The organism is Bathymodiolus azoricus thioautotrophic gill symbiont (genome assembly GCF_001298715.1).
Classification (GTDB): Bacteria; Pseudomonadota; Gammaproteobacteria; order PS1; family Pseudothioglobaceae; genus Thiodubiliella.
This window is the reverse complement of the sequence record NZ_CDSC02000056.1, coordinates 1-3,524: the sequence shown is the minus strand read 5'-3', so window position 1 is coordinate 3,524 and position 3,524 is coordinate 1. Positions and strand designations below refer to the sequence as shown.

Here is a 3,524-nt window from a genome sequence, read left to right as displayed (position 1 = left end):
ACAGTCCCATTATTACACTGCACTTCAAATATACGAACTATGTTTATAAATAGTTGCAACAATTTTGTAAAAGTTTCGTAAAATTAATCTATGGATAAGAACCTTACTCATTATTTCGCCCAACCCCTTAGTGATAGAAATTTTCACCATATCTATCAATTATCTGCTACGCAACTTTACGGGGTGATTTTGCGTATCTTAAAGCAAGAGCAGCTTGCTCAAGATTGTTTACAGGAGGTGTTTGTGAAAATTTATCATAATTTTGAACACTATGACCCAGAGAAATCTAAGCCACTAACTTGGATGGTTACCATTGCACGCAACTATGCAATTGATTTTTATCGTAAAAAACAGTTGCCGATTGCCGATGATTTTGATTTAAACATCATTAACGACGAGCAAATCCAACTGCTAGAAAAATTGGAGCAGGCTGAGAATAAAAAACGCATTATTGAATGTTTAAAAACACTAGATACGCATATTAAAGACGCCTTATTTATGCAATATTTTCACGGCAAAACCTACGCACAAATTGCTAAAATTTTTAACAAATCAGACAACACCATCAAAAGCTGGGTGAAACGTGCACTACCTAAACTAAAAGTCTGTATGGAGGGCTTATGAAGCATAAAGATCTCACACTGCTAAACGCCATTGCTCCTTTAGATAAAAAAGCAAAAAAGCAAGTTTGGAAGGATATTACTGGCGAACTCGAACTAGGATTGGCAAGGAAAATCAAGCAAACACTCAAACTTTGGCACACCTTGCTTTTATTGCTTCCAATCGTGATTTTTACCTCACTTGCGCCTAATGCCAGCACCATCATTCTCAATGCTGGCGATACAGGCTGGGATGCGATTTTGGAAAACCAGCAACTCTCTATCAAGGCAGTCAGTCCAATGGTAGTCGGCAAAAACGAAGTCTGCGTATTGTGGATTAAGAAAAACGGTCAAATTTTTAAAATCACTGAGTTACCCGATAGCGGAGTAAAAAATGTCACCTTAGGTAAAACTATGCTTGCCAATTTCAAACAGGCTATGGTGATAATTTCAATTGAAAACAAAGCCCACATAACAATGCCAAAAAAAATGGAATATACAAAACACCTGTGAAACTTCTTAAAACACTTATTTTTCTTTTCCCTGCACTAATTATGGCACATTCGAACCAAGACTTACAAACAGCTTACCAACAAAAAGGTACAAATTATCAGCCACGCACCAGACACATTGAAGGCGGCAAAGCCAAGTTTACCAACCATTTGATTTTAGCCAACTCGCCTTATTTATTACAGCACGCACACAATCCCGTCAATTGGTACGGCTTTAATGATGAGGCTTTTCAACTGGCAAAGCAACAAAACAAACTGATATTTCTATCTATTGGCTATGCCACTTGCCACTGGTGTCATGTAATGGAGGAGGAAAGTTTTGAAGACTTGATAGTTGCCAAATCGCTCAATGAAAATTTTATTGCCATCAAAGTGGACAGAGAAGTATTACCTGATGTTGATAGTCATTTTATAGACATTTCTCAGCTACTCACAGGCAGTGGTGGCTGGCCACTAAATGTGGTACTAACACCAGCAGGTGAAGGGTTTTTTGCGGGTACTTATTTCCCTAAAAACACACTGCTTGCCAAGCTCAAACAACTACAAAATGTTTGGCAACATGATCAAAGTTTAGTCCTAAAAACTGCCAAAAATATTAAAGACGCACTGCGAGAAAAAACTATCTCAGCCACAAAACCACCTCAAAATCTGCAATCATTAGCCGTGCAAAATTTACTCAAAAACTTCGACGAATTTGACGGTGGCTTTGGTGATGCGCCCAAATTTCCCCACGAAGCACAATTACTCATGCTTATTGACGAGCAAATGCGACGCCCCAGCAACGACAAATTAAACGCCATCACCACAACACTTAACGCCATGGCAGGTGGGGGAATTTACGATGTTGTCGGTGGCGGATTTCATCGCTATGCCACCGATAATGCTTGGTTATTCCCACACTTTGAAAAAATGCTCTACAACCAAGCACAACTCGCCATGGTTTACACCAAAGCCTACCAACTCACTCTCAATCCTTTTTATAAGCGCATTGCCACACAAACCCTAGATTACGCCATTCGTGAGATGCGAAATGGCGGCTTTTATAGTGCCACCGATGCCGATAGCAATGGCGAAGAAGGATTATTTTTTATTTGGAACACCGATCAATTAAAAACAACTTTAGGTGCTGACTTTGCCCAATTCCAACACTATTTTGACCTATCAGATACCACTGAGTTTGAGCAACATCAAGTGATTCATTTGAAAAAAATTGACAAAATACAAGCCTCTGATTTCATCAAAATCGACGCCCTATTAGCCAAACTCTACCAAGCACGCCAAGCACGCAATAAGCCCCTACTTGACAACAAAATCTTGCTCTCGTGGAATGCGCTACTACTCAAATCATTTGTTAGTGCCAGCAATTTTGATGATAAATACCTAAGCGTAGCACAAAATCTAGCCGATTTCTTGCTAGACAACTTTTACAAAAATACCCTAAAACGTGTGCAAATTGACGGAAAAACCTCACAAACTGCGATTTTTGAAGATTATGCCTACTTTGCCGATGCCTTGATTGATTTGTATGACGCTGTTGACAACGAAAAAATCCTAATAAAGGCACAAAAATTAACTGACCAAGCCATTCACAATTTTTGGGACAAGCAAAAATTCGGCTTCAAAATTAGCAACAACAAACGCATTAACAACCGCAAAGAAATTGCCGATGGCGCACTGATCAACGCCAACGCTGTCGCCTATAGCGTACTCAACAAGTTATCCGCACGCACCCAAGACATAAAATACCAGCAACTCGCCCAGCAACTATTCTCCAGTTTCAGCACCCAAATTAGCCATGCGCTCAATGCCCACGCCAGCATCATCACACACTACAACGCTAAGCAACAAGGTGCTTTATCTTCGACCCTCTACACCTACAATGGCAAAATTAAAATCCAATCCCACCACCGAAAAATCACCATCAACATCGCCAAAGGCTGGCACATCAATGCCAACAAAGTCCTACAAAAAGGTCTAATTGCCACCCAACTTAACAGCAGCAATTTACAAGAAGTCCACTACCCCAAAGCAAAAAACATCAACCTAAGCCTTAGTAAAGACAAATTAGCCGTGTATGACGGAAAGATCATCCTCAATTTTTCCCTAAAAAGCGCAAAATTCACTCTTGCTACCTTAAACCTACAAGCCTGTAGCGACAAAATCTGCCTACCCCCACAACAAATAAAAGTACCCTTAAACTAACTCACTTTTTAGAGGCAAGATCTTTAAATTTATTCCAAAAAAAGGTTAAATTTTCGGTCAAGTAAATTTCTTTCTGTAAATTCGCATCTATCCTATCAAATCCACCCCCTCACCATAACTATCCTTATATTTTAAATGATCATTTAAAATATAAGGATAGTTATAGCGAGAGTTGTTATTTTATCAAAAGAGGAGTCAAAACGGAGTAAAC

The 3,524-nt window shown here is 39.3% G+C and carries 3 protein-coding genes; all 3 read left to right on the top strand.

The genetic code is table 11. The annotated features are described in order from the left end of the window. Nucleotides 1-90 precede the first annotated feature (90 nt). The 3 genes from BAZSYMA_RS01050 to BAZSYMA_RS01040 are packed head-to-tail and all read left to right on the top strand — an operon-like array spanning nucleotide 91 to nucleotide 3,313. A complete protein-coding gene (locus tag BAZSYMA_RS01050) occupies nucleotides 91-624 on the top strand; it encodes an RNA polymerase sigma factor (protein WP_090714670.1) in 534 nt (177 codons plus the stop codon). Beyond that, nucleotides 621-1,112, top strand: coding sequence for a hypothetical protein (locus BAZSYMA_RS01045; protein ID WP_090714668.1), 492 nt, complete (start codon nucleotides 621-623; stop codon nucleotides 1,110-1,112). The genes BAZSYMA_RS01050 and BAZSYMA_RS01045 overlap by 4 nt, the downstream gene beginning before the upstream one ends. A 41-nt stretch (nucleotides 1,113-1,153) precedes the next feature. Further along, a complete protein-coding gene (locus BAZSYMA_RS01040; protein ID WP_090714666.1) occupies nucleotides 1,154-3,313 on the top strand; it encodes a DUF255 domain-containing protein in 2,160 nt (719 codons plus the stop codon). Nucleotides 3,314-3,524 lie beyond the last annotated feature (211 nt).